The following is a 26,456-nucleotide window of genomic DNA, read 5'->3' as shown; positions in this document are numbered from 1 at the left end:
CTTGAGTTTCATCGTAGTTTTGTCATCAAATTAGTGGTCAGCAGCATCACCACCGTAATCAGTATTAATAACACGCTCACCGCGGCGATGGTCGGTTCCAGTTCAAACTGAATGTTATTCCATATTCGCACCGACAGCGTCGGTACATCATTGCCCGCCATAAACATGGAAATGAGCAATTCATCAAAAGAACTCAGAAAGGAAAATATCGCCGCCGAGATCATCCCAGGCGCAGCCAGCGGGAACGTTATACGCCTCAGCACGGTAAAGTCGCTGGCGCCCAGGCTCATTGCGGCGTATTCAAGCTGTCTGTCTATCCCCTGCAACGTGGAAGAGAGAATGATCGTCGCAATAGGAAACGCGATTACCGCATGCCCGATAACAATGGCGCTGACGCTGTCGACGATATCAACGGCGGAAAAGAAAAAGAACAACGCCAGCGCCGAAATAATGTTAGGCACAATCATCGGAAGTAATATCAACGCATAGAGAAGGCGCTTGCCGGTAAAACGAAAACGCACCAACGCCATTGCCATCAGTACGCTCAATAGCATAGCCAGAACCGTTGACATAATGGCGATGCGGAAACTGAGCCATAATGAATACCGCCAGTCAGCATCATTCAAGATCTTTTCCATCCAACGCAGGGAAAATCCGGTTGGAGGAAAAGCCAGATAGCTCGCATCATTAAACGCCAGCGGGAAGATAATGATGATGGGCAATACCAGAAATAAGAGCACCAACATGGAAAGTATCAACGAAAAAAATCCGGGCTTGTTCCGATTCATCGTTTCGCCTCAAACAACCGCTCCAATCCGACAAGACGCTGATATAGCCAGAACAGCAACAGGGTACAGACCAACAACAACGATGACAGCACGGAACCGAATCCCCAATCAAAATAGGTTTCGATCTGACTTTCAATCACCATCGCGATCATGGTCTGCTGCGGCCCGCCCATCAGGGCTGGCGTGACGAAAAAACCTAGCGCCATAATGAATACCAGTAACCCGCCCGCGGCGACCCCAGGTAAAGAGAGCGGGACAACCACCCGCCAGAACGCCCTGAGACGTGAAGCGCCCAGACTTTCCGCCACACAGAGCAACGTGAGATCGATGCCGCGCATCACGCTATAAAGCGCCAGCACCATATAGGGCAGCAGAATGTATGTCATCCCGATCAGTACGCCGATCGAGCTATACATCAGTCGGAGGGGTTCATTCACCAGACCCAGCGCGATCAAACATCGGTTGACGATGCCTTCCGTTCCCAACAGCACCATCCACGCATAGGTCCGTACCAATGTGCTGGTGAAATAAGGAATGATGACAATAATCAGGAAGAGATTGGCGATCCGCGGCGTTAATCTCGCCAGAAACCAGGCGAGCGGATACCCCAGCAGCAACGTGCTGAGCGTCACCGACGCGGAAATGCGCAGGGTCACCCACATCACATTGATCCAGACAGGCTCATGAATAATCCGCAGATAATGCTTCCAGGTAAAATCAGGGCCGTAGACGCTAAAACCCAGCATTTTTATCAATGGATAGATAAAGAACACGGATAATGCCAGCAACGATGGCGCCAATAGCAGCCAGAGCTTCCGCTGTCTGCGGGTCAGCAATATGTTCACTGTCCCTGTTCTCCGGCAATAAACCACAAATCCTCCGGCCGCCAACCAACAGAAACCGCCCTCCCCGTCATCAGCGGGGTTTCAAGATCGATATTCTGGGCCTGAACCCGCAGCGTGGTTCCGTCAGTAAGCCGCAACGTCACTTTTACCGTATGCCCCAGATAGAGCACATCGGTGACAATCGCTTTCACAGGCAGCACGCCGGATGCGGCCAACCGGATCTTCTCCGGCCGTAATACCGCACAAACCTGTTGACCGCAGGCCAGATTTTTTACGCCTTTGCCGCTTACCGACTCGCCGCTATCCAGCGTCACGTCATAACCGTTGGCCTGAACCTCATGAACACGACCGCCAATGAAATTAGACTGTCCGATGAATTCAGCAACCCAGCGCGTCTCCGGCCGTTCATATAAAAACCGGGGGGAGTCAATCTGTGCGATTCGTCCATCCTGCATCACAGCAACGCGATCGGAAAGCGTCAACGCCTCTTCCTGATCGTGGGTGACAAACAACACGGTGCAACCTGATGAAGTATGTAATCGCTTGATTTCAATCTGCATATATTCACGCAGTTTTTTATCCAGCGCCCCCAGCGGCTCATCCATCAATAGCGCCTGAGGTTCAAAAATCAACGCGCGCGCCAACGCGATCCGTTGCTGTTGTCCACCGGACAGCTCATGCGGCAGCCGATGACTTTTATCGGCTAACTGCACCATGTCCAATGCATCGGCGACTTTCTTTCTGATCGTATGCTGCGGTTCTCCTCGCATCTCCAGCGGGAATGCCAGATTGCGGGCAACCGAAAGATGGGGAAATAATGAATAGTTTTGAAATACCACCCCCAGATCCCGCTTAGCGGGCGGCATATCGGTAACATCTTTTCCGCCCAACACAATCCGCCCGGCGCTGGGTTCAATAAACCCGCCCACCATCATTAACGTCGTCGTTTTGCCTGACCCGCTGGCGCCCAGCAACGTAACGAACTCACCCGGCGCAATCGTCAGACTCAGATTATCCACGGCGAGGGTCTGACCAAAACGTCGAGTGATACCTTGTAAACGGATTTCCGTTCCCACCTTCCGGGAACGGAATGACAGGTTGGCTGTACGCATCAAGTCAGGCCCAAAATCCACGGCTGCCAGATTTTACCTACGCGATCAAGATTATCTGACCACCACGCGGCGTCCTGCACAAAAGAATGAGAAAAGTATGCCGGATTAGAAGGCAATTTGACCAAATCCTCTGAACGTATCAAATCCAACGCTTTTTTATTTGTTGGGCCATAGGCGATGAATTGGGTCAGTTTTGCCTGTATTTCCGGTTGCAGCGCGAAATCGATCAGTAGCTGCGCATTTTTAGGATTTGGCGCATCTTTCACCACACTCCAGTATTGTACTTGCTGTTTCGCCTGATTCCATTCGATCGCCAGGGACGCCCCCTTGTCGATTAACGCCTGCGCTCTGCCATTCCAAATCGCGCCCAGAACCGCATCTTTGCGTTCAAGTAGTTGGGCGGAGACGGCACCAGTGTCCCACCACTTTGATACATAAGGTTTGATCTTATCCAAAGAGGAGAAAGCACGTTCAACATCAATGGGGTAAATGTCGGCTTTTTCTACATTATCTGCCAGCAAAGCAAACTCAAGTTCGGCAGAACCCGATCGCAAATCCGCTAATGTTCGCGGGCCTGGAAAACGCTGAACATCCCAGAAATCTCTCCATGTTTTAGGGTGAGAACCCGTTTTAAACACGTCAGTGTTGTAAACCATGACCGTCGCAAATAAAAGGTTGCCAATCATATTTGGATGACGCAACCCCGGTAAAATATCATCTGGATTACTGAACTTCATAGCCGAATAGTCAATCGGCGCCAATGCACCGGCTTTATCCAAATTCGTTTGTGCGACCGCGCCCAAATCAAGAACATCAATACTCACTTGACCGGATTTCACCATCGCCAATATTTGTGCCGCTGTTGAAGGCTGAATTTTGACATTAATACCCGTTTTTGCCGTAAAAGGCTTATATATCACATTCTCCATGGCTTCCTGATAAGCGCCGCCAAGCCCTCGGACGATAACTTCCCGTTTATTTTTAGCAAATACAGCCGGTACGGAAAAAGCATTAAGCGCCACGCCTGCACTAATAATCGAGCCTTGTTTGATTATCCGCCGGCGGGAAATGTTTACGCGTTCATTTCTTTCCCCCTGACAGCTAGAAAATAGGATTTTCTTTTTATTACTCATATTCATTGTCCTTTTATATATAGATATAGTTATAAAAATCCTTTCTGGCATTGAATTGATTGTTACTTAATTTTATTAATTGGTTTTTTATTTTCTAAAGTTCTCCCTAATGGGGTCATTTTTTCCAATGACCGAGCAATTCCCATACCTTATCTGCCTGTCGTAATTTTTCTTTTATATTTTCCCCATCCAAAATGATCATCTGGGACATTAACCAATCCGCCATGATTAACGTGCCAGCTTGTGACCACCACGCCACAGAAGAGGCGCTCTTTGCAATATAAAGCACCTCATTCGCTTCTTGTACCAATGGTGACGTTTGTCGGTCCGTCAATGCAACGGCATAAGCTCCCTGCATACGCGCAATGTGCATTGCTTGAATAGTGTAGGGAATATAACGCTCATAGCCGATGCCAATGAAAACATCGTCTTCGCTGACATGCCTTATACGATCCGCAATATCGCCATGTCCAATATCGAGTATATCCGCCTGTTTCATTACATTAAGATGCATTGCCAGATAAGAAGCCATGGCATGTGTCGTACCATGAGCACAGACCCATATGCGCCTTGCCGAAACCAACTTTTCCGCAATACGGGAAACAACCTCCGTGCTATTTAATTCCTCAGTTTTATTGATTAACAGATAACCGTTTTCAAACACGCGGGTTTTTAATTCAGTATCATTGGATGGCATCGGCCCCCTTTGAAAAGCGCCGCTTAAACCGGTCTTTTCAATCAGCGCCTTGCCCAAATCTTCTCGCAGATGAGCATAACCGCGGTAACCTAAAGCCCGGGAAAATCTGACCACCGCCGCATCGCTAATATCGATGGCATTCGCCAACTGCCGGGCCGTCATAAATGCTACCCGTTCTTTATTACGTTCAATGTAACGCGCAATAATTTTTTGTGACGGCGTCAGACTTGAAAAACGTTCACCAACCCGCTTTGAGAAATCCATATCATCCTCATATGATTCAGCCACTACAGTAAATTACAAACATGTTGTGCTTGCAACAATAAATTATTACTATTTTTCAGAAAATAAACGCTAAATCGCAAAACCTCCCTAACTAAAATAGCTATAAAAACACTGGTTTCTGAAAAGAACACACGGACATAAATATATAGCTGACTAACTATTTTATATATATGGAATCCAATTTCACCACAACAGTTTAAATACAATAGACAGTAACTATTAATTAAAAATGATGAAATAAAATCATATGAGTATCTTCATTGACTGAGAGTGATGATGTACAGAAAGGCAGTGGGAGAACACGTCCTGCTGTGTGGCGAAAAAGCATCACCTTTTCGGCCACAGAAAAAATATCAATCAGGCTACGCCGGCAATACGATATTGCTGTCCGCCAACGCGCCCATGTTGTTGTACATCGCGCAGGCGGCGTCGATCAGATGCATGGCGATGGCTGCGCCACTGCCTTCTCCAAGCCGCATCCCCAGTTGCAGATAGGGTTCCAATTGCAAGTGGCGCAAGGCGATAGCGGCGCCTTTTTCCGCAGAGAGATGCGAAGGGATCAGATAATCACCCACCGCCGGTGCGATCAGGCTGGCTGCCAGCGCGGACGCATAGGAAAGAAAGCCATCCAGCACCACCGGATGCCCAACCGCGGCCGCGCCCAGCATCACGCCCGCCATACCGACCAGATCGAAGCCGCCAAGCTTAGCCAGTACGTCAATGCCATCCTGCGCGTCAGGTTGATTGAATGCGATGGCCTTGCGTACGACGGCGACCTTATGGTGCAGGCGATCGCGGGGGAAATTGGCTCCGATGCCTACCACCTGATGCGGATCGTGATCGGCGATGACGCTGATGATTGCGGCGGCGGCGGTGGTGTTCGCCATGCCCAGCTCGCCCACGCCAAACACCTTGACGCCACCCGCCGCCTGCTCGATGGTCAACTGTGCGCAGGCGCACAGTAACGCTTGCGCCTGTTGACGTGTCATCGCGGCCTCACAGACAATATTGCCGCTCCCGCGCTGGACTTTCATGTTCAGTACGCCGGGCAACGGTTCGCTGTCGATCCCCACATCCACAACAGTGACCTCTGTATTCGCATTGGCCGCCAGCACACAAACACCGGTAATCCCCTTGACCATGTTGGCGGCCTGAATCGCCGTTACCGCCCGCGGCGAAATCGCCACGCCTTCGTCATACACCCCGTGATCGGCGGCCATCACGAGAATTTGTTTACGCCCGACCCGATGCCCGGACAAACCACGCATGCCCGCCAGTTGAACCGCCAGCGCTTCCAGGCGGCCCAGACTGCCCGTCGGTTTCAGTAACCCATCAATTCTGGCCGACGCCCGCTGCATCGCCTCTTGATCCAGAGGAATAATGGATTCAACCAGTTGTGGAAGGGTGAATGCTGAATGTGGGTGCATAGATTATTCTCGTTTTTCCGGTTGCCAATATGTCCGATGATTAAAGGCCAGCAGCGTGACAAACCCATGACGAATATCCAGTACGCTGTATGAGTCCTGTTCAAAATGAAAATGCCACATGGCTGCGGCGGGCATGGCGAATAACCTTGCCAGCAGCAAACTCAGTACGCCCTGATGCGCAACCCACAAATGATTTCCCTGAACCTCCTGCGTCAGCAATGTCTGGATGACAGGCTCGATACGCGTTGAAAACTCAGCAAACGACTCCCCTGCCGTCGGACGCGCATTCTGCCAGTCGGCAACCCAGGCAGCCCAGTTTTGCGCATCTTCCTGCTGTAAATCCCGATGATGACGCATTTCCCAGTCGCCAAAGTCCATCTCGTTCAATGCCCTATCCGCGACCGGGGAAAGTGCGTGCGGTTGCAGCAGGATTTCAGCGGTTTGCCGCGCCCGCGTCAGCCCGCTGTGCGTTGCGGAGGTGAAATCGATATCCTTCAGCCAGCCGGCCACCCGCCGGGCCTGCGCCACCCCCGTATCCGTCAGGCGGACATCGGTTGCACCGCAGAAAACACCGTTGAGATTGGCCTCGGTCTGACCATGTCTGACAAGAAACAGCCGCATGCTTTTCCTCTATTCTTCGCTTTCACGCCGTTCATTACAGCAACGCCAGTAAGAACACCAGTTCGCCCACTTCTACCGCCGCGCCCAGCGTATCGCCGGTTTGTCCGCCCAACCGACGCCGCAGATAAACGCCCATCAGCCAGATGATGAGCAGCGTTATTCCCAATGACGGCAATGCCCGCGCCTGGCCTGTTAATCCAACCAGCAGCGCCCCGCCAATCAGGGTCGCCAGCGTTTCTCCCGCGTTCACCTGACCGATATACACATTCCCCAGCCCCTGACCTTCACGGGCGTAGCGCTGCCGGTACATCAGCAGCACAATCGCCGTACGTCCGGCCACCGGCGCCGCCATCAACATCGCCAGCATGGACGTGCCGCGCAGCGCCAGTTCACTGACGACCAACACTTTGGCCGCGACGATGAAAATCAGCGCCAGCCCGCCGTTGGCGCCAAGCCGACTGTCACGCATAATTTCCAGCATTTTCTCGCGCTGGCGGGCGGAAAACACGCCGTCGCAGGTATCGGCCAACCCGTCAAGATGAAAAGCGCCGGTTATCAACGCCAACGCCAGCACATAGGCCAGCGCCGCCAGCGGCAGGCCGCACCACGGAGCCAGCAGCGTAAATACGCTCCCCGCCATAGCCCCGACGATCAGCCCGATAAGCGGAAAACAGACGATACCGCGCGCGTACTGCCGCATAGCCAGCCCTTGCGTCCAACATTCAGGCACCGGGATACGGGTCATGAATTGCAAGGCGGCCAAAAACAACCGCAGACTCATTTGATTTTTACCTCTATCCCCGACACCACCAGATAGACGGACGCCGCCGCCGCAGCCAGACGCTGATTGACGCGTCCGGCAATATCGCGGAAATGCCGGGCCAGCCGATTTTCCGGCACTATGCCCATCCCCAGTTCATTGGTCACCAGATAGATCGGCGACGGACTCTGTACACAGGCTACAATCAACTCCTCGATTTGTTGCTGGATCACCGCTTCCATCGCCGGGAAATCCATCTGTTCAGGCGGCGTATCGCCGGCCTGAGCAAATAACAGATTGGCGATCGTGGTGGTGATGCACTCCAGAATAACAGCTTCATCCGCGGCAGCCTGCTCCGCGATCACCTTGCCCAAATCACGGTAACCTTCCCACGTCCGCCAGTGCGCCGGACGGCTTTCGCGGTGCAGCCGCACGCGATCGGCCATTTCGTCATCGGTCACGACCGAGGTGGCGATATACAGCACCCGATCGCGGCACTGCGTCGCCAGCTTTTCCGCCAGCGCGCTCTTGCCGCTTCGGGCACCGCCAGTAATTAAAATCAAATGCGACTCCTGTTCATGAAATTAAACCTGCTGGTTTGCACCCGCCCGCCTCTCTTTTTTCCTGGCATTGGGTCACCGCTTACGCCAGAAGGGAATGCCCCTTTTCTGCGATTGCTGAAAAAGTCCGGCGCTTTTTGCCTGCTACCTCTCCGGCCCTTTGCCTCCCCTCATAAACCGATATATCGCCCCGATATCGATATGCTCCCGCATGGCGGCCGCCAAAATATCAAACTGTCGCTGCTTGTGGCGGGCGTAATCCAATACTTCGCCCTCGAATGCCGCCAGACCTTTGCGCTGACGCAGCGTATTCAGCAGCGCGCGCGTGAACTCACCGTTATCAAACAGGCCGTGAAGATAGCTGCCGAATACGCTGCCGTCGACGTTGATCGCCCCGTCATAGCACGCCGTCGCCTGCCCGTTGCGCTGCGTCAGGGAGATAAAAGGCGCCGCTCGCCGACCAAGCCGCGATTCGCCCATATGTATTTCATAGCCGCTAACCGGTAACTCCGCGCCCGTCGCCAACAGCCCCGGCAACCGGCGAAGACAGTTTCCCGTCACCCGCGCCGTCACTTTCTCCGGCGCAAACGTGGTCTCCACATCCAGCAGCCCCAATCCGTCCATCCGGGCAATACCCGACTCCACGCCATCAATAATCCGGCGGCCCAGCATCTGATAACCGCCGCAAATGCCGACGATGGCGGCGCCGGCCTGATGCCGCGCCCGGAGCGCAGCGGACAACCCGCTTTGTTGCAGCCACCGCAAATCACTCAGCGTATTTTTACTGCCGGGTAAAATAATCAAATCCGCGCCCGCCAGCGCCGACGCCGTGGCGACATAGCGCAAACTGACGTCGGGCTGCGCCGCCAGCGCGTTAAAATCGGTAAAGTTGGCGATATGCGGCAGTCGAATCACGGCGATATCCAGCGCCTGGCGCGGCGCGCCAACGTATTTCCCGGTTTGCAGCGCCACGCCGTCTTCATCTTCCAGCTCAACATCCAGCCACGGCATAACGCCAATCACCGGTACGCCCGTCAGCGCTTCGATTTGCGCCACCCCCGGCGTTAGCAACGCCGCGTCGCCGCGGAATTTATTGATAATTACCCCTTTTACCCGCGCTTTCTCCTCCGGCGGCAAGAGCGCCAACGTACCGTAGATCGCGGCAAACACCCCGCCGCGATCGATATCCGCCACCAGCAACACCGGCGCATCGGCCATCGCCGCCATGCCCATGTTGACGATATCCCGATCGCGCAAATTGATTTCCGCCGGGCTGCCCGCCCCTTCCAGCACCATCACGTCATATTCGCGGGCCAGGCTGTGGTAAACCTCGCTGATTTGCCGTTGTAACAGCGGTTTATATTGGTGATACGCCGCCGCATCCAGATGACAGGCGACCTTGCCCATCAGCACTACCTGAGATTTGCGATCACAGGTCGGCTTGAGCAAAACCGGATTCATGCGCACATCCGGCTCGATACCTGCCGCCTCCGCCTGAAAAATCTGCGCCCGTCCCATCTCTTCGCCGTTGGGCGTAACGCCCGAATTCAACGCCATGTTCTGCGATTTAAACGGGGCGCAGCGGTAACCGTCCTGTGCCAAGATGCGGCACAATCCCGCGACCAGCATGCTTTTACCGACATCCGACGCGGTTCCCTGAATCATGATGCACAGACTCATGGCAACGCCTCAGCACGCCACCGTTTGTTCACCATAATGGTGGAGAAATAGGGTAACGCCCGATCGTCGGCGACCTGACCCAAATGCCGCCAGCACTGCTCGCCCGGCATAGAGGCATCGGCCATCAACAGCGCGTGGTCGAATAGATTGAGCCTTGCCAACAGCGCCTGTATCGCGGCAAACCGGCCGTAAACCTTCATCAGCACCACGCAATCATGAGTCAGCAACGCCCGCTCCAACTCGGCTTCCGGCGCGGTGCAGGACATAACGGCCAGCGATTGCTGCTCCATCGCCAACGGGAACGCGGTTCTGGCGGCAATCGCGGCAAAGGAGGTCACCCCCGGCACGATTTCCAGCCACGGCGGTCGTCCAATCCGGGCCAGCAGGAACACCCAGGTGCTGAACAACATCGCATCCCCCAGCGTGATAAAGCCGACCTGCTTGCCGCGGGCAACATCATCCGTCAACTGCTGCGCCATCTCATCCCACACGGCCTCTTTCTCGTCGTTTTCTGCACGCATGGGGAAGTGACGGGTACGGATTTCCGTTAACGGCGACAGATACTCACGCACGATGGATAACGCCAGACTGTCACCGCCTTTACGTCCTGCCGGCGCATACAGGATATCGAGCGCGCCAATCAGACGCGCCGCGCGCACGGTAATCAAATCGCCGGCGCCGGGGCCGACGCCCAACGCATAAAGTCTGCCGCCCATTACGCCACCTCCTGTTCTTCATCACGCAACGGTTCATCGCGCAACGCCGCGTCGAGATGCCGGGAAAACATGTCGCGGATCAGCGGATTTTCACCCAACCCTTGCAGCCAGCTTTGTGTGGCAATGCCCGCGGCTTCGATCCGTGATTTCCAGGAATCCGCATCATCCGATGCCATATCGTTAATCGCGTGGTCGCCCGCCACCAGCATCAGCGGCATCAGATGGACTTTGCGCACCTCCTGTCGCCGCAATCGCCCGATGAGGTGATCAATCTCAGGATAACTTTCCACCGCGCCGACTAGCGCCGGGACATTTTGCGTGATCATCAGATGATCGAGACAGGCATAGGCCGAAAACGCATGATGGCTGGCGCCGTGTCCCATAAAGATCACCCGTTCATCGGCCTGCAACGCCGGCATCTGTCCTTTCAGCGCCGTGATCAGTTGCTGGTAGTCATCAAAACGGCTCAATAACGGCGCGCCCACAACCAGACGCTGAAACCGAGCGCGAAATGCCCGTGCCTCGCTGACCACTTTTTCATACTCGTCGCCGTTAATCACATGCAGAGACTGGATCGCCACATCCTGATAGCCTTCGTCCGCCAGCCGTTGCAGCGCCTGAGCGGGGTTATCAATCAGCAAACCGTCGCGGTCGCGCAGCTTGCGGATAATCATTTCCGAGGTAAAGGCCCGGAATAGATCGCGATCATCACAGTTCGCCGCAAGGTGCTGTTCACAGGCATCAATATTCTTCCGCCGGGTAGACGGATAGCGGGTGCCAAAACTGATAATCAACAGTGCCTTTTTCATGTTTTATCCTCGTTGCGTCTGCCAACCGGCCAGACGATGAGCGAACGCCGTCAGTGAAGCGACCCGATCCTCTCCGCCATGCTCAGCCAATCGCGCCGGGCGGCATACCACGATGCAGGGAATCTTCAGCGCCAGACAGGGCGCCACTTTTTGCTGATAACCGCCCTCGGCGCCGGACTCTTTGGTGATCACCACATCCGGCTGGCAGAACCTGTACAGCGCCTGATTGAACTCGGCGCTGAACGGCCCGCACTGGGCGATAATCTGCTCAACCCCAAACCCCAGCGCTTCACACTGCGCCAGCACCGCAGACGTCGGCAATACGCGCGCCAGTAAATATTTACCCGGCAGGTTTTGCCGGTATACCGCCAGATCTTTACTGCCCGTGGTCAGCAACACCCGCGGGCCGAGCGTCCGGGCAATCGTGCAGGCCGCGGCCAGATCCGGCACCTTGTGCAGCAGCGGATGATCGATGGCGTCGATATCGCTTGGCCGCTGATAGCGGGTAAGCGGCAGGCGCAATCGATGGCAAGCGGCAGCCACATTCCGGTGCAGCGCCTCGGCGTACGGATGGGAAGCGTCAATCACCCAACGCACTTTCCGGGCCGCCAGGTACTCCGCGATTTGCTCCGCATCCATGCGCCCCACCACCACCTCACCGGCAATATTGCCTGCCAGTTGTTTGCCGGTTTCCGTGGCGACCGACAGCCGGTAACGTTCTCCGGCGGCATCCAATGCCTGACAGATCAGTCGGGCGTCGCGGGTACCGCCAAAAATATGGATCGGTGGACGGCTCAAAGCACATAACCTCGCGGCGTGATCATCAATCCGTCCCGGCAATAGGTGGTTTTGTTCCCCACGATCACCAGACTGGTCATATCCACCGGGGTAAAATCCATGTCGCCGAAGGTGGTGATCCACTTCTGTTCTTTCTTACGCCCCGCGGCTTTCACCACCCCCACCGGGGTCTCCGGCGAGGTCCACGGTTTCATCAGCTCAAACGCGCGGGCCAAATGGCCTTCCCTGCCGCGGCTGCGCGGATTGTAAAAACACACCACGAAGTCAGCCTGCGCAGCGGCGGCGATGCGTTTCTCAATCACCGGCCACGGCGTCAGCAAATCGCTCAGGCTGATATGGCAGAAGTCATGCATCAGCGGCGCGCCCAACAGCGACGCGGCGGCGATGCTCGCCGTGATCCCCGCCACCAGACGCACCTCCAGATCCAACTGTTGCTGACCGATCAGCTCCAGCACCAGCCCGGCCATGCCATAAATTCCGGCGTCGCCGCTGCTGATCAACGCCACATTGCGGCCCGCCACGGCCAGATCAATCGCCGTCTGACAGCGTTCGATCTCTTTGCACATGCCGGTTTTGATCACCTGCTTATCACCGGTCAACGGCTTCACCAGATGGGTATATGTTTTGTAGCCCACCACGATCTCCGCATCACGGATAGCGGCAACCGCCTCCTGCGTCATCATGGCTTCACTGCCCGGCCCAATGCCGATCACGGTTAACATAAATTCAATACTCCCAGAGTCAGGGTGACCCCCTGCTGACGCAAGGTATCGCCAACCAGTTGGCCTTCACTCATCAGCCAGGCGACAGGCTGCGACACGCTGCCGACGCCGAGGGTTTGACGGACAAAATCAGAAACGGGAAACCGCGCCTCATGGCGGCGAAGCGCCTCGACGCTGAACAATTCAAAGGGGACGCGCCAGCGTTGCGCCAGTTGATGCAACGCGGGTTCATCTTTCTTGATGGCGACGCTGCCAATCGCCCGCAGCGCCAGCAGATCGAAATGATTTTCCGCCAGTTGCCGCGACAACAGCGCGTCCAGCGTTTGCAGTGGCGTCGCCCGACGGCAGCCGATCCCGGCCACCACACGGCGTGGCACCAGTTTGTACACCGGCAACGGTAAATCAGGCAGGCTATCGCGCAGGCTGACGCACACCAGCGCATCCAGTTCAGGCAACGTTTCCAGACGCGCTACCGGAATGAAACCGCGCACATCGCAGCGCTCGCGCTCGCGGTGTAATGACGCATCCCACCACAGGCCGACGTTGCGATCGCTGACCAGCATCTGATTGACGGTCTTTACCGCATGGCGAAAATCCCGCATCCCGGCATCCAGTTGTGTCGCCAGCGTATCCAGCGCCGTCAGTTGATTGACGTCTGTGGCGGTGGTAATGACCGGAACGGCGCCCAGCAACCCGGCCAGGTGGCGCGCCAGCGCATTGGCGCCGCCAACGTGCCCGGACAGCAGGCTGATAACGTGTTGCCCCCGCTCATCAATCACCACGACCGCCGGGTCGGTCAGTTTGTCATTCAACAACGGCGCGATCGTCCGTACCGTGATGCCTGCCGCGCCGATCACCACCAGCGCGGCATAATGGTTGAACGCATCCCGCATGGTGTCGCCAAAGCTGCCGTTGAACGCGACGAATCCCGGCGCCAGCAATTTTTCACTGGTAAAACAGATGAGCGATAAATGAGGCTGCAAACGCCGGGCAAGGCGAACGCCGCCGGGCGTCAGACAAAACAGCGCTATCGGCTCAGGCCTGACGATATTCATGGCTAAACTCCGCGTCATAAAGCCGGGAATAGTGGTATTCCTCGCCAAGAAAGGCGCCGACCAGAATCAGCGCCGTTTTGCGGATTGCCGCCGCCTGGACCTGTCCGGCAATGTCCGCCAGCGTACCGCGCACCGTGCGGCTTTCCGGCCAGGTCGCCTTGTACACCACCGCGACAGGCGTCGAGAGCGGATAGCCTCCCGCGGCCAGCCGTTCGACCACGCCTTGAATGTCCTGCGCCGACAGGAAGATCGCCATCGAGGTTTGATGCGCGGCGAAGGCTTCCAGTTGTTCCCGCGGCGGCATCGGCGTGCGGCCTGCAATACGGGTAATGATCAAACTCTGCGCCACTTCAGGCACGGTGTACTCCACGCCAAGCTGCGCCGCGGCCCCCAGAAACGCGCTCACCCCCGGCACCGACACAAAGCCGATCCCCTGCTCCGCCAGCACTTCTCCCTGCTCGCGTATCGATCCGTACAGCGAGAGATCGCCGGTTTGCAGCCGCACCACCAGCTTGCCCGCCCTCACGCCGTTGACCATCAGCGCGGTGATTTGCGCCAGCGTCAGACCGGCGCTGTCGTGGCAGACCGCGTCCGGGCGACAGTAGCCGAGCAGTTCGGTATTGATCAGCGAACCGGCGTAAATCACCACGTCCGCCTGTTGCAGTAAGCGGTAGCCCCTCAGGGTAATCAACTCGCGATCCCCCGGCCCCGCCCCGACAAACCAGACCTTTCGGGTATTGAAATCCGTTCGGGCGGCAGGCGCGCGCCGTACCCCGCGCTGTTCAGGCATGTTCTTCCTCCTTGCAACAGGAAATGAGATAGGTGGGATTGCCGGGTTTAAAATAATGGCCGTTGCCAAGCTTCGTCAGCGCGGCGGCCTGGAGTTGCGTGCATTCCAACGAAGCCAAGTTCAGCGAGCGTAAATGCGTCAACGCCGTTTGCAGGTTATCCAGCAGAATAAATGTCAGCACCAGGCGGCCGCCGGGATGCAAATGGGCCAGCGCCCAGTCGATCAGGGCCGTCAGTCGCCCGCCGCTGCCGCCGATAAATACCGCGTCGGCAAGGATCTCCAGCGGAACCGGCGCGTCGGCGGCGATGATCTCCATGTTCTGACATCCCAGACGCTGTCGATTCTCAGCAATCAGCGCCAGCGCCGCCGGATTGCGTTCAATGGCCGTCACCTGCAACCGGGGAAATCGCAGCGCCGCTTCCAGCGCCACGCTGCCCGTACCGGCGCCCACATCAATCAGACGCCGCGCCCCGGCCAGCCCCAGCCGCTCCAGCGCCAGCAGGCGAACCGGCTCTTTGGTCATCGGCACCCGTTGGCCCCGTAAAAATTCGTCATCTCTCATTGAGGATCACCACCACGTTCATGTCATAGCGTTGCGCCACGTCAGCCGGTTGCAAGCGATGGATACGCTCATCCGGCAGGGAAAGATTTTCGCCGATAATCAGCGTGCGGGTGAGCCGGCGTTGCAGGATGACATCGGCGATCGCCCGTGGGCCGAGACGTCCATCCGTCACCATCGCCACTTTGTCATGTTGCAGGAGCCAGTCGAAATCCGGCTCCCGCCCGTGGCTGCTGGCAAGGTAGAGATCGTTCATATCCAGCAGGATGCGGGCGCACAAATACTGTACGGCGCTGATGCCGGGAATAATCCGCAGCGACTGAGCAGCGAAATGGGCCGACAGCAATTTGCCGATGCCATACAGCAGCGGATCGCCCGATGCCAGCACTACGATATTGCGCCGTTGCCGCTCGGCCAGCCAGGTTATCAACGCCGGCAGATCGGCATCCAACTGGCGGGTTGGTCCGCGAAAATCAGCAAACATCGCCAGATGGCGCTCGCTCCCGACCAAAACGTCGGCGGCATTAATCGCGTGTCGCGCTTCCGGCGTCAGATGCGCCAACGCGCCGGGGCCAATACCTGCCACGGTGATCATCGCAGCGCCTCCACAATCTCTTCAACCGCCCGGTTGCTGCCCAGCACCTGGTTGTCAAACGAGAACAAAATGGCATCGACGGTCGGCGGCGCGACGGAGAAGCGCAGCATCTGGTTTATCCGCTCGCAAATACGCCGGGCAATATGCGTATACACCGCCTGAAAACCGTGCTGCTCAATCAGTTCCATTGCGGCTTCCGTGGTTTCGCATTGATTGACCGCCAGCAGTAAAGGGTGCGGCGCGCCCAATAACGCCAAATGCGCAATCAGGGTTTCCATACGCCCATCGGCGATATGGCTGTGGGTATGGAAGATCCCGGCGGCGACTTTCACCAGCTTGCCGGGGTGACCGATCAGCACCACGCGGCGAAATTCAAGCCGCACCGTCTCCTGCAACATATAGCCGACAAAGTTGCTCATGATGACCACCCGTTGACCATCCAGCCCGAACTGTTCACGGACAAAGCGCTCGCCGTGATTACCGGGCACCAGAATCACCTTGTCCTGCCCCGCCGCACGCGTCATTTCCAGTTCAAGCGCCAGCGATCGTTTCCAGCTTTCTTCCGACATCGGCGTCACAATGCCGGTGGTGCCGATGATGGAAATCCCGCCGAGAATACCCAGCCGTCCGTTATAGGTTTTTTTGGCCCGCGCCTCGCCCTCCGGGGCGAAAATGGTGATGTCGGCCCCGCGCAACGGGCCAATCACCTCACGTACCGCCGCTTCAATGGTTTGCCGCGGGGTACGGTTAATCGCCGCACTGCCGACCGCCAAGCCGATGCCGTTACGCGTGACCGTGCCGACGCCTTCGCCGCCCGAAATATGAATGTCAGTGCGATCGCGCAAGGCGACACGGGCAAAAATCAGCATACCGTGTGTGGCATCGACGTCATCCCCGCCGTCCTTGCGGATCGCGGCCGTCGCCTGCTCTCCTTCAATCAGCGGCTGTTCCACATTGAGATACAGCGTAACGCCTGACGGAGTAACGATCGAAACCTGTTCGATCACCTGCTGGCGCAGTACCATCAGCGCCGCCACTTTAGCCGCCGCAGTCGCACACGAACCGGTGGTGTAGCCTTTCCGGTATTGCCTGCCGTGATGCCAGACGGTATCCATCTGCGAATTGAGGCTCACAGTTCCTCCCGAATTCGATACAGAATCGCGTTCACGATGGCGGCGGCGACATTACTGCCCCCTTTGCGCCCCGCTGACGCAATACAGGGAATATCGCTGTGAAACAGCGCGTCCTTTGATTCCGCCGCCCCGACAAAGCCAACCGGCACGCCGATCGCCGCCAGCGGCGCTGCCCGCCGCTCCAGCAACCGGAACAAAGCGGTTGGCGCATTGCCAAAAACAAACAGTTTTTCGCCCTGCTGTTCCAGCGCGATATCCACCGCGGCCATCGCGCGTGTGATGTTTTCGGCTTTCGCCCGCGCCACCGCCCGGGGATCGCTGATAAAGCAGCGGCATTCGCATCCTAACTGAGCCAGCAACGTTTTATTGATCCCGGACAGCGCCATGGTGGTATCGGTATAGAGGATGCACCCGGCGCGCAGCCCCGCCTGAATCCGCGCCAGCGCGTCTGACGAGAACCACAAGATATCCAGCCAGTCGAAATCCGCCGTGGTGTGGATCACCCGCTTGATGATCGCTTCCTGCGTCCGGTCGGCAAAGCGGTAACCGGGACGCTCGCGGGCAATGATGTCGCTGATAATCTCAAAGCTTTGCTGCTCGATTTGCCGGGGTTGCCGGAGATAATTCATCGGTTCTCCTTGTGCGCTTTTTTTCGTTCTAGACGGCGTAGACGGCTGACAGCAAGAAATGCGCCAGTGCGAACAGCAGCAGCGCCAGAAGCGACGCCGTCTTCATCAGATTGATGCTGCGCGGAATGTCGCTCAGGGCGATTTCCCGGCGCGCGTCGCCGATCCACGGTTTCTCAACCCGCTCGCCGAAATAGTGATTCGGGCCGCCAAGCCGCACACCGAGCGCCCCGGCAACCGTCGCCTCCGGCCAGGCGCAGTTGGGGCTGGCGTGCTGATGGCGATCGCGCCAGCCAATGCGCAGCGCCTGTCGGTAGTCCGCCTGCCGCAGCCAGGCGGCGGCGCTCAGCAGCAGCCAGCTCAGACGCGCCGGGATCAGGTTCGCCACATCGTCCATCCGGGCGGAGACAGCGCCAATCGCCCGGTATTTGGGGTTCTTGTAACCCACCATCGAATCCAGCGTGTTCACGGCTTTGTAGGCCATCGCCAGCGGCGCGCCGCCGATCAACAGGAAAAACAGCGGCGCGATCACGCCATCCACGCTGTTTTCCGCGACGGTTTCCACCACGGCGCGGGTTATCTGCGGCTTTTCAAGCTGCGCGGTATCACGCCCCACAATCCACGCCAACTGGCGGCGGCTCTCTTCCAGCGAACCATGCTGTAATGCCTGATACACCGTCAGCGCGGCATCACTCAGGCAACGACCCGCCAGCAGGGTGTAAATCATCCAGACTTCGGCCAGCCAGCCCAGCCACGGATGAAGGGTATTTATCAGCGCCAGCGCTCCCCAGCTCAGCAGCCAGGTCAGGCCGACCACCGTCAGCCACAGCAGCGCGCCGCCCACCCGCAGCGAACGCTCGTTGCGACAGCAGGCGCGAATGCGGGTTTGCAACCATGAGATCAGATGGCCCATCCAGCGCACCGGATGCGGCCAGTGCGGGGGATCGCCCAGCCAGTAATCGAGCAGGAACGCGGTAAACCAGGCGGACAGGATCATCGCGCCGCCTTGGTACAACAACGCCTGGCGCTGGCGAACCAGCGATCCAGCAGCCCCGGCCGCTGGGCAAAATGGAGATGAAGGTAGCCGGCGCAGGTCTGTCGATGCTGATATCCCCCCTGCCACCGTTTGATGACCGCGCCATCGCGCGCTTTGGTGCAATCAAACGCGGGGACGAGCGAGGTGGAAAAAACGGAGTAATGAAACTCATGACCGCGCAACACCTCGCCCCGCAGCGCCAGCAGCGTGTCAGTCAGCGCCTGAGCCTGACAGTAACCAAAGCGGGTCAGCCGTTTCCCCATCCGGCTTTCCCCGGGCAGAATACCGCTCATGCGGTGACGCTGACCGTCTGCATCCGTCAGCCCCTCACCCAGATACATCAGCCCGCCGCATTCGGCATACAGCGGGATATTACGACGGTGAGCGTCCAGCAAGGCATGGTGCATGGCGGTGTTGGCGGCGAGCCGGGCGGCGTGAATTTCAGGATAGCCGCCGCCGATGTAGATCATCTGACAGTCGGGAAGCCGGCGATCATACAACGGGCTGAAACGTTGTATCCGCACGCCGGCCTGCTCCAGCAGATCGAGATTATCCTGATAGTAGAAATTAAAGGCTTCATCGTCCGCCAGCGCCAGCGTGAGTCCCTCGGCCCGTTCGGGCGAGGAAAGCGCGGGTAATTCGCCCGCCGGCGGCCGGACGCCCCGGCACAAATACAGCAGACGATCCAGATCGACGGTTTCCTCAATCTGCTGAGCCAGCGTCTGCCAGCGGCGATCGTCATCCGCCTGTTCCTGCGCGGGGATCAGGCCCAGGTGACGGGAAGGCAGCGCGATATCCGCCATAACGGGCAGGCGTCCCAGTACCGGTATGCCGCAGTAGCGCTCAATGGCATGCCGGAGCAATGCGTAGTGTTCCGCCGAATTCACCCGATTGACAATCACGCCGGCGATCGTCAAATCAGGATCAAACTGGTGAAATCCCATCACGATTGCCGCCGCCGATGTGGATACCGCCTTGCCATCCACCAGCAACACCACCGGGCAGCCAAGCTGTTTGGCCATCGCTGCGGTGCTGCAATCGTTCGGGTCCGTGCCGTAGCCGTCGTAAAGCCCCATCACCCCTTCAATCACCGCCACGTCAGCGTGGCGCATGCGCTGGTTGTACAAGCCGTTAAGCGTTGCCGCCGGGAGCATGAACGCATCCAGATTATGCGACGCAACCCCGCATACCGCGCGGTGCCAGCCGCTGTCGAGATAATCCGGCCCCACTTTAAATGGCTGTACGGACAGCCCACGTCGCATCAGCGCCCGCAAGATCCCAAGCGAAACGGTGGTTTTGCCGCAGCCGCTGCCCGTACCGGCGATCACAAACGCGGTTTTATTTCGTCCCTGGCGCGTCGCTGACGCGGCGTTCTGTTGCTCTGTTGCTTGCGGCATAACCTCTCCCGACATCAGCCGGCCGGGAGAGGTTATGTCACGCGGCGCGCAAAAACGGCGTTGCCGCCGCAGGCATCGGATGACAACCCGCTTCCCACCGAAGGAGTTGAATCTGTTATCATCAGGTCGGTCTTCTGGCTTAGCGTCACTCTTCCCCGCGCCTTCCCGATCGCAGCGATCAGTGGTTTTTACGGGGTCGTCGGCATCACAGCAGCGGGGGCTGCGGGGGATTTACACCCCCTTCCCAGTTGTCATGCATCATGACAACACGCAGAGTCGGCATCCTTTTTCGATGCCCGGCGCTAACCTGACAATAAAATGTTTATCAATATTCTGTGCGTTTTGTCTCAATCCGTCCCAAACGTTAGCCATAAATCGTTAATGCAACACGGCTAATCTGAATCATACTGAATTCTGGCTTTGATCTTTTGATGTCGTGCAAAAATGAAGAGGAAAATCGTAATGCAAAATATACGTGGCTTTGCTGCACTCGACTCAAGCAGCCCGCTGGTTCCGCATCAGTTTGTCCGCCGGGACCCGCGTGAAAACGATGTGGTTATCGATATTATCTATTGCGGTGTCTGCCATTCGGACATTCATATGGCACGCAACGAATGGCAGAACAGCCTGTATCCGATGGTGCCGGGACATGAAATCATCGGTAAAGTCGTCAGCGTTGGCAAAGCCGTTGAGCGTTTTAACGCGGGCGATTGGGTCGGCGTAGGCTGTCTGGTGGACTCCTGTCAACGCTGTGACGCCTGCGACGAAGGGCTGGAGCAGTACTGTGAAGAAGGCGCCACGCCCACCTACGGCAGCGTCGATCGTCATGACGGCTTGCCAACCTTCGGCGGCTACTCCGAGCGTATCGTCGTTTCAGAAAACTTTGTGCTCAACATACCGCAGACACTGGACATAAAATCCGCCGCCCCGCTGCTGTGCGCCGGCATCACCACTTATTCGCCGCTGAAATACTGGAATGTTGGTCCCGGTGACAGCGTCGCCATTGTGGGATTGGGCGGGCTGGGGCATATGGGCCTGAAGTTCGCCAAAGCGATGGGGGCAAATGTCACCCTGTTCACCCGTTCTCCGGGCAAAGAGCAGGAAGCGCATCGGCTGGGCGCCGATCGCGTGGTCATCTCGACCGATTCGGCACAGATGAACGCCGTGACCAATCACTTCGATATTATTCTTGATACCGTGCCGACGCAGCACGATCTTAACCCCTATCTGACCACGTTGAAACGCGACGGCACGCTGGTTCTGGTGGGTCTGATTGAGCCGATTGAGCCCACTGTGCATAGCGCGCCGCTGGTGATGGGGCGTAAAGCTATCGCTGGCTCGCTGATTGGCGGCATTGAAGAAACCCAGGAAATGCTGGATTTCTGCGCCGAGCATGGCATTGGCTGTGACGTCGAAATGATCGACATGCAGGATATCAACACCGCGTACGAGCGGATGTTAAAAAGCGACGTGCGCTACCGGTTTGTCATTGACATGGCCTCATTAAAGGCCAGCTTCGCAGAGTAAAGACCTGCCTGCGGTCACATGCCGTTGACGGCCATTTCCTCGCTTATGTTATGCTGCCCTTATCAAAATCAGGGAGATCATCAGGATATCATGGGCGAACATGGCGGTAATGTGCTGGAAATGGCGCTCAACATCGGCGTGAATGCCGATGAGATTATCGATTTCAGCGCCAATATCAATCCACTGGGTATGCCCGCGTCGCTGAAAACGGCGATCGCCAGCCGGCTTGAGCTTGCCGAGCGTTACCCCGACGTGGAATACCGTGAGCTTCATGCCGCCCTCGCCCGTGCTCATGGCTGTCCGCCGGCGCAAATTATGGCCGGCAACGGGGCGACAGGATTGATTTATGCCGTGGTGCAGTATCTTCAACCACGGCGGGCACTGCTGCTGACGCCGGGGTTCGCGGAATACCGCCGGGCCTTGCAGCGTGCGGGCTGCGCCATTGATGAATACATCATGTCGGCGGAAGATGGGTTTCAGCCTGATACCCGACTGCTGGCCGCGCTGGATAAAACGCACTATGACTGTCTGTTTATCGCCACCCCCAATAATCCCACGGGGCTAATGCCTGACAGTTCGCTGCTGCAAGCCATTGTTGAACGCTGCCACCAGCGCAATACCGCGCCGATCGTCGATGAGGCGTTTATCGATTTCCTGCCTGGCGCACCGGGCCTGATCCCGCAGTTGGCCGCGTTTCCCCGCCTGTTTATTCTGCGCTCACTGACCAAGTTTTTCGCGATCCCCGGTTTGCGGCTGGGTTATCTGCTCAGCGCCGATCAGACGGCGATCCAGGCCATGAAACAATCACAGGAGCCGTGGACGATCAACGCCTTTGCTGCGTTGGCCGGGGAAATCATGCTGAACGATACGTCTTATATCGCGGCAACCTACCGCTGGCTGGCAGAGGCGCAACGCTGGCTCTACCGGGAACTGAGCGCGATGCCCGAACTGCACGTGTGGCAACCGTCCGCCAATTATATCTTCCTGCGCTGCCTGCACCCGGAAATTCCCCTTCAGCAAGCGCTGCTGGAACATCGTTTGCTGATCCGCGCCTGTGCCAACTATCCCGGCCTGACGGCCAGCGATTATCGGGTCGCCATCAAAAGTGACGTCGATAATCAGCGGCTGGTCGCCGCGCTGCATCAGGTATTCGGTCATGGCTGACGCTCGCTGCCCTGCGTCCTGCGGTGAATTGATTCAGGGATGGATTCTCGGCGGAGAGAAGCTGATCTCCTGCCCGGTGGACTGGTTCAGCCATGTCTCCGTCACTGACGGTCAGCCAGCCAGTACCGAGCGCCCACGCATGCGGCAAATGCTGAATGTCGTGATTGCCCGCCTCGGTCTCCCTGCGGATACCGGACGCGGTTTGCGCATTGAATTCTCCTCCACCATTCCGGTCGCCAAAGGCATGGCCAGCAGCACTGCCGATATCGCTGCCACCGCACAGGCAACGGCCCGTCATCTTGGCGTCACGCTGGATGATGCAACGCTCGCCATGCTGTGTGTTCAACTGGAGCCCACCGACAGCACGCTGTTTAGCCGGTTAACGCTGTTCGACCATCAAACTGCCCATACGCAAATTGCCTGCGACTGGCAGCCGTCGGTGGATATTCTGTTGCTGGAAAGCCCGCACACGCTGAATACCGCGGACTATCACCGATTCGATCGCCAGTCGTCGTTACTGAGCAATGCCGATGCGCTGGAAAAGGCCTGGCGGCTGTTTTGCGCAGCGGCAAAGACGCAGGATAACGCCCGACTCGGCGAAGCCTGCACGTTGAGCGCGATCGCCAGCCAGCAGATACTGGCCAAGCCCGCTTTCAGCGATTTAATGACGCTGGTTGAAGATGGCGGTCTGTATGGTTTGAACGTCGCCCACAGCGGCAGCGTGGTGGGATTGCTGCTCGACAGGCATAAACACGATGTGGAGAAACTTGGCTGGCAGTTGCATCAGCGCGGCATGACACGCTATTACCCCTGCCACTATCTGTTGCCGATGATTACCGGCGGCGTGCGATAACGGCTCCCGCCGTCACTCCGCGTTGGCGCGAAGTGACGGCGCCGGTAATTAGGTAAGCGTCCTTATCCCCCCCCTCTGATAACAATGTCCGTCACTTTATAAATTCAATATATGCATAATGTTTTAAACAAGCGTTTTGCAGAATGAAAGCTTTTCTTTCAATCTAACTACAGCGAAGAACCATCTATGGAGTTATATGTTCCACGAGTAGTGTTCGTGTCCACATGAGCAAGCTGTAACCCGAGCCAGCCAGAGCAACAACCTGCCCATCAATGGCACATTAACCCACCGTCAACTTACCAAAATTAAACGGACTCACCGACCTCTCCCGATTCGCATCAAGAAAATCAGCCCACCATTGCAGCATCGGCCGCCGTTCGTCCAGGTGTTCAGCCTTGTTGATATGCGCGGCCTGGACACCGTTACGTTCCTAATGGCTCATCTTCCGCATCCCGCGACCATAATCCCAATTCGATCAACGAGCTACGGGCCATGGTGCGAAGGCCGTGGCCGCAAACTTCCGTTTTAGTGTCGTAGCCATGGTTTGCAGTGCATTGTTTGCCGTCCCCTCGCTGACCGGTTTTCGTGACGCGTGATCGCCAATGAAGATCAGTTCACAATGCCCGCTCACCTCTTTAATATTTTTAAGGATCTTCACTGCCTGACGACTAAGCTGAAAAAGTTGCGATGTGCACATTTTCGAACCGCGTTCGGAAAACTTCACGCCGGGAATGGGTTCACGCTCCGAAGGTATCGTCCATAAAGCGCGCTCGAAATCGATTTCCGGCCAGCGGGCAAAAAGGAATTCACTTGAGCGGATAAAAATCAGAGGGAAATGCTTATTAACCATTTGGTAAACTCACGGCCTTTGTAGCCATCGATACGGCCCAGAAGTTCAGGCAAACGTTTGAGCTCCAACGCCGGGCGATGCTCTACCTTGCCGGGCTAATCGCCCCTGCCATATCCTGCGCAGGGTTAGAGTCAATCAGATCGTTTTGTACCGCATGGGTCATGATGGCCGTCACGCGTTGCTTTAGGCGCTTGGCAACTTCTAAACGTCCTGAACGTTCAACGTTTTTGATCGGCGCCAACAGGCCACGCGTTTTCAGAGCCGCGATATGTATGCCGCCGATAGCAGGAAAGATATTGTGGCTTAGGCTTTTTAAGGATGGGATTCCGACCACTTCTTGTTGTCGGCGTGCCAGGCGCGAGCCACAACTTCGAAGGTTTGCTCATCATCCTGCTGTTGGATTTTGACTGCCTTATATGTGCTTGTCAGGATCAACGCCAGCGGCTATCAGTTTTCGCGCATCGTCGCGTTTCTGACGCGCTTCAGAAAGGGAAACGTCGGGGTAGACACCTAATGCCAGCGTCTTTTCTTTGCCATCCTAACGATAGCGTAAGCGCCAATATTTAGACCTATTGGGATCAACCAGAAAAAACATTCCGTTGCCATCAGTTAGTTTACAGGCCTTCTCCTCCGGTTTTACTGAACCTAACTGGATATCCGCGAGTGCCATAATACTTTTCCTTCAATAAAAGCGTTATTGAGGGTACAAGGATGACCATTATCGAAGTATACCCGCATTTGTACCCGCATAAACTAGTTGATGTCGGTTGAACTGTGTTGACGTAGGGAGAGTATGGAATGAAGGGAAAGCCAGTAAAATCGTGGGCTTCAGACAAAAAAATAGACTTCGGTTGACGTCTATTGATTTCAGGATGGTGCCCGGGGCGGGACTTGAACCCGCACAGCGCGTACGCCGAGGGATTTTAAATCCCTTGTGTCTACCGATTCCACCACCCGGGCTTAGATATTGGAGGCGCGTCCCGGAGTCGAACCGAGGTAGGCGGATTTGCAATCCGCTGCATGGCCACTCTGCCAACGCGCCTTGCCTTTAACCTGTTCAGCTATCGCTGCGATATTGGAGCGGGAAACGAGACTCGAACTCGCGACCCCGACCTTGGCAAGGTCGTGCTCTACCAACTGAGCTATTCCCGCTTTAAACAGAACACACTGATTTTTTTGTTAACTTTCAACAAACCAGCGCCACTGTTGATGCGGTGCATTCTACTGACATGAAGCAACGAGTCAATAAAATTATCAATAAAACTCGTTCGTTTGCTGGTTTTTACAGCGCACTATCCTGCCCGTATCCTTCGGGTCGTCGCAAGTGATATTCAAAAAAGTTCTCGCATTTCTCAAGACACATCAATTAAGGTGCAAACAAGTCATGCCGGGCAGCGTTTAGATATTGAAACATTGACCAGAAAGTTAGTATTGCAGCGATATACAAAGCAATAACGCCAGCCCCTTCAACTAAGCGTTCTGGTCGCCACAACAGAGCTACCAGCGCCATCATTTGGGCAGTGGTTTTTACTTTTCCTATCCATGAAACCGCGACGCTACTGCGTTTACCTATTTCAGCCATCCATTCACGTAATGCAGAAATGATGATTTCGCGTGCAATCATCGTTGCCGCTGGCAACGTGATCCACCAGGAATGGTAGTGCTCGGCAACCAAAACCAACGCAACCGCTACCATCACTTTATCCGCTACCGGATCGAGAAAGGCGCCAAATCGTGTGGTTTGTTTCCAACGGCGAGCCAGGAATCCATCAAACCAGTCTGTGACGGCGGCAAAAACAAAAATCAGTGCGCACACTATCGGTGCCCAGACGAATGGAAGGTAAAACGCCAGCACAAAAAACGGGATTAAAGCAACACGAAACAAGGTAAGCAACGTCGGTATATTAAATTGCATAGC

Annotated in this window: 26 protein-coding genes, 3 tRNA genes, 1 pseudogene and 1 riboswitch; of the genes and pseudogenes, 3 read left to right on the top strand and 27 right to left on the bottom strand. The window is 56.5% G+C overall.

The annotated features are described in order from the left end of the window. Positions 1 to 8: 8 nt before the first annotated feature. From EH207_RS06555 to EH207_RS06450, 22 genes are all read right to left on the bottom strand, one after another. Entirely contained in the window at positions 9 to 788 is a 780-nt protein-coding gene (locus EH207_RS06555; RefSeq protein ID WP_137713248.1) for an ABC transporter permease, read from the bottom strand. Beyond that, entirely contained in the window at positions 785 to 1,633 is an 849-nt protein-coding gene (locus EH207_RS06550; protein WP_137713247.1) for an ABC transporter permease, read from the bottom strand. Before EH207_RS06550 ends, EH207_RS06555 begins: the two co-directional genes overlap by 4 nt. Then, a complete protein-coding gene (locus EH207_RS06545) occupies positions 1,630 to 2,745 on the bottom strand; it encodes an ABC transporter ATP-binding protein (protein ID WP_137713246.1) in 1,116 nt (371 codons plus the stop codon). The genes EH207_RS06550 and EH207_RS06545 overlap by 4 nt, the downstream gene beginning before the upstream one ends. Further along, positions 2,745 to 3,878 carry an ABC transporter substrate-binding protein gene (locus EH207_RS06540; protein ID WP_137713245.1) on the bottom strand — a complete coding sequence of 378 codons (1,134 nt, stop codon included), beginning with the start codon at positions 3,876 to 3,878 and terminating at the stop codon, positions 2,745 to 2,747. The genes EH207_RS06545 and EH207_RS06540 overlap by 1 nt, the downstream gene beginning before the upstream one ends. Before the next feature lie 115 nt (positions 3,879 to 3,993). After that, positions 3,994 to 4,839: a MurR/RpiR family transcriptional regulator gene (locus tag EH207_RS06535; protein WP_137713244.1), complete on the bottom strand. Its 846-nt coding sequence runs from the start codon at positions 4,837 to 4,839 to the stop codon at positions 3,994 to 3,996. A 383-nt stretch (positions 4,840 to 5,222) separates the two neighbouring features. After that, complete coding sequence (cobT, locus tag EH207_RS06530; RefSeq protein WP_246048959.1) at positions 5,223 to 6,218, bottom strand: nicotinate-nucleotide--dimethylbenzimidazole phosphoribosyltransferase; 996 nt, start codon at positions 6,216 to 6,218, stop codon at positions 5,223 to 5,225. Positions 6,219 to 6,290: 72 nt separating this feature from the next. Next, positions 6,291 to 6,908: an adenosylcobalamin/alpha-ribazole phosphatase gene (locus EH207_RS06525; protein ID WP_137713242.1), complete on the bottom strand. Its 618-nt coding sequence runs from the start codon at positions 6,906 to 6,908 to the stop codon at positions 6,291 to 6,293. 34 nt (positions 6,909 to 6,942) lie between these two features. Continuing rightward, positions 6,943 to 7,689, bottom strand: coding sequence for an adenosylcobinamide-GDP ribazoletransferase (gene cobS, locus EH207_RS06520; protein ID WP_137713241.1), 747 nt, complete (start codon positions 7,687 to 7,689; stop codon positions 6,943 to 6,945). Beyond that, positions 7,686 to 8,231 carry a bifunctional adenosylcobinamide kinase/adenosylcobinamide-phosphate guanylyltransferase gene (cobU, locus tag EH207_RS06515; RefSeq protein WP_137713240.1) on the bottom strand — a complete coding sequence of 182 codons (546 nt, stop codon included), beginning with the start codon at positions 8,229 to 8,231 and terminating at the stop codon, positions 7,686 to 7,688. Before cobU ends, cobS begins: the two co-directional genes overlap by 4 nt. A 141-nt stretch (positions 8,232 to 8,372) precedes the next feature. Further along, positions 8,373 to 9,908, bottom strand: coding sequence for a cobyric acid synthase (locus tag EH207_RS06510; protein WP_137713239.1), 1,536 nt, complete (start codon positions 9,906 to 9,908; stop codon positions 8,373 to 8,375). Next, positions 9,905 to 10,624, bottom strand: a complete 720-nt coding sequence (locus EH207_RS06505; protein ID WP_137713238.1) for a cobalt-factor II C(20)-methyltransferase — start codon at positions 10,622 to 10,624, stop codon at positions 9,905 to 9,907. The genes EH207_RS06510 and EH207_RS06505 overlap by 4 nt, the downstream gene beginning before the upstream one ends. After that, positions 10,624 to 11,433 (bottom strand): sirohydrochlorin cobaltochelatase, encoded by an 810-nt coding sequence (gene cbiK, locus EH207_RS06500; RefSeq protein WP_137713237.1) that lies wholly within the window; start codon positions 11,431 to 11,433, stop codon positions 10,624 to 10,626. The genes EH207_RS06505 and cbiK overlap by 1 nt, the downstream gene beginning before the upstream one ends. A gap of 3 nt (positions 11,434 to 11,436) precedes the next feature. After that, positions 11,437 to 12,231, bottom strand: a complete 795-nt coding sequence (locus EH207_RS06495; RefSeq protein ID WP_137713236.1) for a cobalt-precorrin-6A reductase — start codon at positions 12,229 to 12,231, stop codon at positions 11,437 to 11,439. Further along, on the bottom strand, positions 12,228 to 12,953 hold the full coding sequence (locus EH207_RS06490) for a precorrin-3B C(17)-methyltransferase (RefSeq protein WP_137713235.1): 726 nt from the start codon (positions 12,951 to 12,953) through the stop codon (positions 12,228 to 12,230). The genes EH207_RS06495 and EH207_RS06490 overlap by 4 nt, the downstream gene beginning before the upstream one ends. Further along, positions 12,947 to 14,008, bottom strand: coding sequence for a cobalt-precorrin 5A hydrolase (cbiG, locus tag EH207_RS06485; RefSeq protein WP_137713234.1), 1,062 nt, complete (start codon positions 14,006 to 14,008; stop codon positions 12,947 to 12,949). Before cbiG ends, EH207_RS06490 begins: the two co-directional genes overlap by 7 nt. Then, on the bottom strand, positions 13,989 to 14,798 hold the full coding sequence (locus EH207_RS06480; protein ID WP_137713233.1) for a cobalt-precorrin-4 methyltransferase: 810 nt from the start codon (positions 14,796 to 14,798) through the stop codon (positions 13,989 to 13,991). Before EH207_RS06480 ends, cbiG begins: the two co-directional genes overlap by 20 nt. Beyond that, positions 14,791 to 15,360 carry a decarboxylating cobalt-precorrin-6B (C(15))-methyltransferase gene (locus EH207_RS06475; protein WP_137713232.1) on the bottom strand — a complete coding sequence of 190 codons (570 nt, stop codon included), beginning with the start codon at positions 15,358 to 15,360 and terminating at the stop codon, positions 14,791 to 14,793. The genes EH207_RS06480 and EH207_RS06475 overlap by 8 nt, the downstream gene beginning before the upstream one ends. After that, positions 15,350 to 15,952: a cobalt-precorrin-7 (C(5))-methyltransferase gene (locus EH207_RS06470; protein WP_137713231.1), complete on the bottom strand. Its 603-nt coding sequence runs from the start codon at positions 15,950 to 15,952 to the stop codon at positions 15,350 to 15,352. The genes EH207_RS06475 and EH207_RS06470 overlap by 11 nt, the downstream gene beginning before the upstream one ends. Then, positions 15,949 to 17,067: a cobalt-precorrin-5B (C(1))-methyltransferase CbiD gene (gene cbiD / locus EH207_RS06465; RefSeq protein WP_137715284.1), complete on the bottom strand. Its 1,119-nt coding sequence runs from the start codon at positions 17,065 to 17,067 to the stop codon at positions 15,949 to 15,951. The genes EH207_RS06470 and cbiD overlap by 4 nt, the downstream gene beginning before the upstream one ends. Positions 17,068 to 17,081: 14 nt before the next feature. Then, positions 17,082 to 17,714 carry a cobalt-precorrin-8 methylmutase gene (locus tag EH207_RS06460; protein WP_137713230.1) on the bottom strand — a complete coding sequence of 211 codons (633 nt, stop codon included), beginning with the start codon at positions 17,712 to 17,714 and terminating at the stop codon, positions 17,082 to 17,084. Between the two features lie 28 nt (positions 17,715 to 17,742). Further along, a complete protein-coding gene (gene cbiB / locus EH207_RS06455; protein ID WP_137713229.1) occupies positions 17,743 to 18,708 on the bottom strand; it encodes an adenosylcobinamide-phosphate synthase CbiB in 966 nt (321 codons plus the stop codon). Continuing rightward, entirely contained in the window at positions 18,705 to 20,144 is a 1,440-nt protein-coding gene (locus tag EH207_RS06450) for a cobyrinic acid a,c-diamide synthase CobB (protein ID WP_137713228.1), read from the bottom strand. The genes cbiB and EH207_RS06450 overlap by 4 nt, the downstream gene beginning before the upstream one ends. A 107-nt stretch (positions 20,145 to 20,251) precedes the next feature. Next, a riboswitch (cobalamin riboswitch) is annotated at positions 20,252 to 20,433 on the bottom strand. A gap of 173 nt (positions 20,434 to 20,606) precedes the next feature. On the opposite strand from EH207_RS06450, the gene EH207_RS06445 reads away from it, so the two are divergent. From EH207_RS06445 to EH207_RS06435, 3 genes are all read left to right on the top strand, one after another. After that, the gene (locus EH207_RS06445; protein WP_137713227.1) at positions 20,607 to 21,671 is read left to right on the top strand and encodes an NAD(P)-dependent alcohol dehydrogenase; all 1,065 of its coding nucleotides are present in this window, start codon (positions 20,607 to 20,609) and stop codon (positions 21,669 to 21,671) included. 90 nt (positions 21,672 to 21,761) lie between these two features. After that, positions 21,762 to 22,835 carry a threonine-phosphate decarboxylase CobD gene (gene cobD, locus EH207_RS06440; protein WP_137713226.1) on the top strand — a complete coding sequence of 358 codons (1,074 nt, stop codon included), beginning with the start codon at positions 21,762 to 21,764 and terminating at the stop codon, positions 22,833 to 22,835. Then, positions 22,828 to 23,688: a GHMP family kinase ATP-binding protein gene (locus EH207_RS06435; RefSeq protein ID WP_137713225.1), complete on the top strand. Its 861-nt coding sequence runs from the start codon at positions 22,828 to 22,830 to the stop codon at positions 23,686 to 23,688. Before cobD ends, EH207_RS06435 begins: the two co-directional genes overlap by 8 nt. Positions 23,689 to 23,968: 280 nt before the next feature. Here EH207_RS06435 and EH207_RS06430 read toward each other — a convergent pair. The 5 genes and pseudogenes from EH207_RS06430 to pgsA all read right to left on the bottom strand — a co-directional run bounded on the left by EH207_RS06430 (position 23,969) and on the right by pgsA (position 26,453). Further along, positions 23,969 to 25,208 (bottom strand): annotated as a pseudogene (locus EH207_RS06430) (tyrosine-type recombinase/integrase). Positions 25,209 to 25,411: 203 nt separating this feature from the next. Then, positions 25,412 to 25,498 (bottom strand) — tRNA-Leu (locus tag EH207_RS06425). 8 nt (positions 25,499 to 25,506) lie between these two features. Beyond that, positions 25,507 to 25,580, bottom strand: a tRNA-Cys gene (locus EH207_RS06420). 34 nt (positions 25,581 to 25,614) lie between these two features. After that, positions 25,615 to 25,690 (bottom strand) — tRNA-Gly (locus EH207_RS06415). A 214-nt stretch (positions 25,691 to 25,904) separates the two neighbouring features. Then, entirely contained in the window at positions 25,905 to 26,453 is a 549-nt protein-coding gene (gene pgsA, locus EH207_RS06410) for a CDP-diacylglycerol--glycerol-3-phosphate 3-phosphatidyltransferase (RefSeq protein WP_137713224.1), read from the bottom strand. Between the last annotated feature and the right edge of the window lie 3 nt (positions 26,454 to 26,456).

It is taken from the genome of Brenneria rubrifaciens (genome assembly GCF_005484945.1).
Lineage (GTDB): Bacteria > Pseudomonadota > Gammaproteobacteria > Enterobacterales > Enterobacteriaceae > Brenneria > Brenneria rubrifaciens.
This window is presented reverse-complemented; position numbering and strand designations above follow the sequence as displayed.

Bases quoted from the DNA above. Each gene is read 5' to 3' on its own strand.
- EH207_RS06555 (WP_137713248.1), bottom strand. From the start codon at position 788: ATGAATCGGAACAAGCCCGGATTTTTTTCGTTGATACTTTCCATGTTG.
- EH207_RS06545 (WP_137713246.1), bottom strand. From the start codon at position 2,745: ATGCGTACAGCCAACCTGTCATTCCGTTCCCGGAAGGTGGGAACGGAA.
- EH207_RS06540 (WP_137713245.1), bottom strand. From the start codon at position 3,878: ATGAGTAATAAAAAGAAAATCCTATTTTCTAGCTGTCAGGGGGAAAGA.
- EH207_RS06535 (WP_137713244.1), bottom strand. From the start codon at position 4,839: ATGGATTTCTCAAAGCGGGTTGGTGAACGTTTTTCAAGTCTGACGCCG.
- cobT (WP_246048959.1), bottom strand. From the start codon at position 6,218: ATGCAGCGGGCGTCGGCCAGAATTGATGGGTTACTGAAACCGACGGGC.
- EH207_RS06525 (WP_137713242.1), bottom strand. From the start codon at position 6,908: ATGCGGCTGTTTCTTGTCAGACATGGTCAGACCGAGGCCAATCTCAAC.
- cobS (WP_137713241.1), bottom strand. From the start codon at position 7,689: ATGAGTCTGCGGTTGTTTTTGGCCGCCTTGCAATTCATGACCCGTATC.
- EH207_RS06510 (WP_137713239.1), bottom strand. From the start codon at position 9,908: ATGAGTCTGTGCATCATGATTCAGGGAACCGCGTCGGATGTCGGTAAA.
- EH207_RS06505 (WP_137713238.1), bottom strand. From the start codon at position 10,624: ATGGGCGGCAGACTTTATGCGTTGGGCGTCGGCCCCGGCGCCGGCGAT.
- cbiK (WP_137713237.1), bottom strand. From the start codon at position 11,433: ATGAAAAAGGCACTGTTGATTATCAGTTTTGGCACCCGCTATCCGTCT.
- EH207_RS06490 (WP_137713235.1), bottom strand. From the start codon at position 12,953: ATGTTAACCGTGATCGGCATTGGGCCGGGCAGTGAAGCCATGATGACG.
- cbiG (WP_137713234.1), bottom strand. From the start codon at position 14,008: ATGAATATCGTCAGGCCTGAGCCGATAGCGCTGTTTTGTCTGACGCCC.
- EH207_RS06480 (WP_137713233.1), bottom strand. From the start codon at position 14,798: ATGCCTGAACAGCGCGGGGTACGGCGCGCGCCTGCCGCCCGAACGGAT.
- EH207_RS06475 (WP_137713232.1), bottom strand. From the start codon at position 15,360: ATGAGAGATGACGAATTTTTACGGGGCCAACGGGTGCCGATGACCAAA.
- EH207_RS06470 (WP_137713231.1), bottom strand. From the start codon at position 15,952: ATGATCACCGTGGCAGGTATTGGCCCCGGCGCGTTGGCGCATCTGACG.
- cbiD (WP_137715284.1), bottom strand. From the start codon at position 17,067: ATGGATACCGTCTGGCATCACGGCAGGCAATACCGGAAAGGCTACACC.
- EH207_RS06460 (WP_137713230.1), bottom strand. From the start codon at position 17,714: ATGAATTATCTCCGGCAACCCCGGCAAATCGAGCAGCAAAGCTTTGAG.
- cbiB (WP_137713229.1), bottom strand. From the start codon at position 18,708: ATGATCCTGTCCGCCTGGTTTACCGCGTTCCTGCTCGATTACTGGCTG.
- EH207_RS06450 (WP_137713228.1), bottom strand. From the start codon at position 20,144: ATGCCGCAAGCAACAGAGCAACAGAACGCCGCGTCAGCGACGCGCCAG.
- EH207_RS06445 (WP_137713227.1), top strand. From the start codon at position 20,607: ATGCAAAATATACGTGGCTTTGCTGCACTCGACTCAAGCAGCCCGCTG.
- cobD (WP_137713226.1), top strand. From the start codon at position 21,762: ATGGGCGAACATGGCGGTAATGTGCTGGAAATGGCGCTCAACATCGGC.
- EH207_RS06435 (WP_137713225.1), top strand. From the start codon at position 22,828: ATGGCTGACGCTCGCTGCCCTGCGTCCTGCGGTGAATTGATTCAGGGA.
- pgsA (WP_137713224.1), bottom strand. From the start codon at position 26,453: ATGCAATTTAATATACCGACGTTGCTTACCTTGTTTCGTGTTGCTTTA.